General features: G+C 48.4%; 2 protein-coding genes. Both read left to right on the top strand.

What is annotated here, in order from left to right:
- On the top strand, positions 1–1,626 hold a 1,626-nt coding region (locus K8R76_06780; protein MCD4847879.1), incomplete at its 5' end, for a PQQ-binding-like beta-propeller repeat protein.
- Positions 1,627–1,672: 46 nt separating this feature from the next.
- Positions 1,673–1,866: hypothetical protein (locus K8R76_06785; protein ID MCD4847880.1), on the top strand; the 194-nt coding region annotated here is incomplete at its 3' end.

Genomic DNA, 1,866 nt, shown 5'->3' on the forward strand with positions numbered 1-1,866 from the left:
GAACCTGTTGACGGAGAATCATACAACATCAGTGACCTACTCACTGTAAGAGCTATTGTAGAGAATGAAAACGAACTCCCTGATTCAGTTCACTACTCCCTCAACGGCGAGCCAGTTGTACAGATCCCCCGGTTAAACACCGACTGGTACACATACATGCAGAATGATCTGCATCATGGCTTTTCCGAATCGCCTGCTCCTACGGACAACATGATACTATGGACCGCACAGGTCACAGGGTTTCATCACGAGTTCCCAACACCGGTTATAGTAGATGGAATTGTGTACTATCCCTCGGATCATGGCAATGACACCCTGTATGCCCTTGATGCTGCTACAGGCGAGCTGATATGGAAATATCGTGTTGGAGCTACAGATGACGCAGTTACAGTAAAGAACGGTTACCTTTACACCGCAAGCGATTCACTTTGGTGCCTGGATGCCTTAACCGGTGAGAGGATCTGGGCTAACGGAGATGCTGATTACTCTGGAAGCACCCCTGCAGCGGTTGATAACAGTGTGTACTGTGGACGACGTGATGAGTATCTAGACATATCTTATGTCTATTGTTTTGATGCGGCAACAGGTACGGAAATATGGGCGGATACACTCTCTGGAAATACAGCGAGCTGTTTGACGGTATGGAACGGTATGGTTTTTATCCCAACTTGCATGGGTCCTTTGTACGCCCTGGAAGCCAATACAGGCTCGATCATCTGGGAAAATACCGATAGCTATGATGGCTACTGGGATTCTTCTCCGGTGGTTGTAGACAGTTTGATATACATAGGTGGAAATGACGGCAAGATGCGGGCAATTGACGCAATAACAGGGACAACCGTCTGGGAGGCATATATTGGTCCCGCATACTCTATCACAGCTACTCCCGCCTATCACGATGGCAGGCTCTTTTTTGCTGATCAGGATGATACCTATAATTGTCTGGATGCTTCCAACGGCAGAACAATCTGGTCCGTACCAGGTTACCAGCACGGCTCTTCCGGCATTGCGGACGGCATGGTTTTCTATGGGGAATGCTTCACAAACACTGCCAGAGTTGTGGCTCTGGACTGTGAAACAGGAGCAGAGGTTTGGAGCTACATCACCTATGGTGGCCTGTTAGGAATTGTGTCCAGCCCGGCCATTACCGATGGTGTTGTTTACATAGCAGCCACTGACTTGAATCTCTACGCCTTCGGAACCGGTTTGAAGTACACTTATCGAGACGATCTGTTCGCGGATGTGGGGTCGAACGAGCTGATAGTGACATCCTTCGACGAAGGTATTCCTGTTGCAGCAGACACCATAAGCTTTGCCGTAACAGAAACAGGAATCAACCTGGAGCCTTCCCACCGCCTTGGTCTTTGCGCCAGACCGAATCCCTTCCATTCCTCAGCACTTATTACATTCGAGCTTTCAGAACCGGGATTCACCTCAATTGAAGTGTATGATCTTTCTGGCAGAATTATTTCTACCCTTGAAAGTTCAGAGCTTATGGCTGGAGTACATTCGGTGCATTGGGATGGAAGAAGTCGAAACGGGGAGCCTGTTTCAGCCGGACTTTACTTCTGCAGGATTCAATCCGGAAATATCACGGAAACAACCGGCCTGTGCCTGTTGAGATGATGGATTCATAAGTGTAATTACTGAATAGAAGAATAGGGAGCGTATTATGGGAATCACAGCCTGCTTTGTACTTTTTGTTATCTCCGCTACCGGCGTGAACATCACTGAACCTGTTGACGGAGAGACCTACGATGGCGACTGGCTTACTGTCAGAGCCATTGTGGAGAACGAGAACGAGATACCTGAATACGTCCAGTACTCACTCAACGGGCAGCCAGTTATACAGATACCCAGGCTTAA

The organism is Candidatus Aegiribacteria sp. (assembly GCA_021108435.1).
Classification (GTDB): Bacteria; Fermentibacterota; Fermentibacteria; order Fermentibacterales; family JCC-6; genus Aegiribacteria.